Genomic DNA, 2,384 nt, shown 5'->3' with positions numbered 1-2,384 from the left:
AGCACCATCTACCGCCGCCCATACACGACATTCGAAACCACGATCAAAGCCGTACTCGGGATAATTTTTGGCATCCTCTGAATAACCCTCCTCTGCACCGAGGTGTTGTTTGAGTTCTCGGGATTTGTGCCATCCGGCATTGTCCCACACGATGGTGATCTTCTGGTCGGGATGATTCTCGACGAGTTGGGTGAGGGCCTCGATGACGGTGTGGCTGTTCTGCCAGTCCAACGCCATCAACTCGACGCTGCCGTCAGTGTGGTCGAGGAACCCGATGTAGGACTGGGACCGACGTGTCCGGTCGACCTCGAGGACCGTGGTGACCCCGGTGCGGCACCAGGCCTTGCGGGTGAGTGCCTCGTGTTCGATCCGCACCTCCGGCGAAGACGAGGTGTCCCTCCTCGAGGGCATGACCGACCTGGGTACGGATCTGGTCCATCCGGGAGACCACGACACCCTCGCTGGGACGACGTTGGTCCTGTGTCGCGGGTTTCTTGAACGACAACCCGGCGTGGTGGAGCAACAACTGGTACGACGAGTCCGAGCAGAACGTGACCTCGAAGGCGGCAGCGATGTGGTTCTTCAACCTCGGCAGGCTCCAGAATCCCACCGGTACCCCCTCGGGGTCGGTGGGAGGGGTCTGGAGGACCCGCACCACCTCATCGTGTTGTTCACCGGTCAGTTCGGCAGCGTTGCGGTTCCCGATGTGACCGGTGTACAACGACGCCATCCTCGTTGCACGCCATTCACCAACCCAGCATTGCATTGTCCGCACAGACCTTCCCACCACCATGGCCACCTGCTCGGCAGGGATACCGACATGCAACATCAACAACCCCATCGCACGCATCCGCATCGACGGATGCACACCATTCACCTGGTAATCCTGCAACAATTCCTCATACCCGAAAGCAATTCCTTCCACACCCCGACCCAATCACGCCAACAAACCAAACACAACACAACACACCGACACCCAAAAAAATCCCGCGACCCCACAACAGAAACCCCACAACACAACACCCCCAGAACGCCATCTTGTTTCATGGCCGCTATAAGTGGCCATAAGTTCCTCGAGTCGCAGGGGCGTCAGGTGATCTCCGGACGCGCTGGAGAATCCCCCTATGTGCATGTCTCTCCTGGGAGGGACGAGTTGGACCAGACCGGGATCAGCGGCCCGGACATCACGCCCCCAGAGGCCGGGAAGAACATCCCACGGCCGAAGCGCTATGAGATCATCTTCCAGGAGAACAAGGGCGGCAACATCAGCAAGACCCAACTCGGCACCCGCGGTGGCGCCCAACAAGGCTCACTGCCCTACCTCATATCCATCCTCGAAGCCCAGAACCCCAACGGCCGCTTCCTGAACGACCTCAAGCACCTCAAGACCTCAGGACAATACCCAGGCTTCTTCAAAGCCCTCGAACGCGGCGAAGTCACCGTCCGATACCAATACACCAACACCCGCACCAACGGCACCCTCCGCACCGGAGAATTCAACCTCGGACCAGAGGTGCGGCTACACTGAGACGGCAACAACACCCTCACACTCACCCCACAAGAACCATCATGAACCCTTCCACACCGCACACCACTGGATCACAAGACTTGCGCAACTCCCCCACCCCATCACCATCAACCACATCCCACCCCTAGCAGCAGAACTCAACTGGGAGCCAACAGACCGTCCAGGAGCATATCTTTATCAGAAAGGGGCAGATTCCCCCCATATACGCATTTCCTACAACAGGCAAACCAGTCAGGTGATGTTTGCATCATTCAGCCTTGCCTACGACACAAGTGAAACAATGGGACGGAAATTCCAAATAGCCGACCTGTATCAGCGTTATATCTCTGCATCAGCCAAAGTTTGGGGACCCCCCCACGACTACAGCAGTGGCCTGACATCAATCATATGGAAACTACACCCACACGCCTACGTCGCACTCACCCTTTATCCGAGTCAAATAATTATGTCTTTCGAACGAGTAGACCCCAATGGGCTTCATTGAGGTTTATTCAGGGAACAGCCAAACCCCTACCCAGAGAGGCTTTGCTCGTTTCTCTGAATAAACCTCATTGAAAGCATCAGGAGAACAAGGGCGGCAACATCAGCAAGACCCAACTCGGCACCCGCAGCGGCGCGCAACAAGGCTCACTGCCCTACCTCATATCCATCCTCGAAGCCCAGAACCCCAACGGCCGCTTCCTGAGCGACCTCAAGCGCCTCAAAGCCTCAGGACAGTACCCAGGCTTCTTCAAAGCCCTCGAACGCGGAGAAGTCATCGTCCGATACCAGTACACCAACACCCGCACCAACGGCACCCTCCGCACCGGAGAATTCAACCTCGGACCAGAGGTACGGCTACACTGGGACGGCAACA

4 protein-coding genes are annotated in these 2,384 nt (G+C 57.4%); 2 read left to right on the top strand and 2 right to left on the bottom strand.

Translation table 11 applies throughout. From position 1 onward, the window contains the following. The coding region (locus tag EII34_RS16665; protein WP_395858101.1) for a transposase at positions 1–369 on the bottom strand (369 nt) is incomplete at its 3' end. Next, entirely contained in the window at positions 254–730 is a 477-nt protein-coding gene (locus EII34_RS16870; RefSeq protein ID WP_395858100.1) for a winged helix-turn-helix domain-containing protein, read from the bottom strand. The genes EII34_RS16870 and EII34_RS16665, both read right to left, overlap by 116 nt. A 423-nt stretch (positions 731–1,153) precedes the next feature. On the opposite strand from EII34_RS16870, the gene EII34_RS16865 reads away from it, so the two are divergent. Together EII34_RS16865 and EII34_RS16860 are read left to right on the top strand one after the other, a co-directional pair. Then, a complete protein-coding gene (locus tag EII34_RS16865) occupies positions 1,154–1,528 on the top strand; it encodes a hypothetical protein (protein WP_124846103.1) in 375 nt (124 codons plus the stop codon). 70 nt (positions 1,529–1,598) lie between these two features. Next, entirely contained in the window at positions 1,599–2,012 is a 414-nt protein-coding gene (locus EII34_RS16860) for a DUF6301 family protein (RefSeq protein ID WP_221620329.1), read from the top strand. The last annotated feature ends 372 nt before the right edge of the window (positions 2,013–2,384 follow it).

Source organism: Arachnia propionica (assembly GCF_003859805.1).
Classification (GTDB): Bacteria; Actinomycetota; Actinomycetes; order Propionibacteriales; family Propionibacteriaceae; genus Arachnia; species Arachnia propionica_C.
The sequence above is the reverse complement of the archived record's forward strand: the minus strand, read 5'-3'. Positions and strand labels throughout refer to the sequence as shown.

Bases quoted from the DNA above. Each gene is read 5' to 3' on its own strand.
- EII34_RS16870 (WP_395858100.1), bottom strand. From the start codon at position 730: ATGGCGTCGTTGTACACCGGTCACATCGGGAACCGCAACGCTGCCGAA.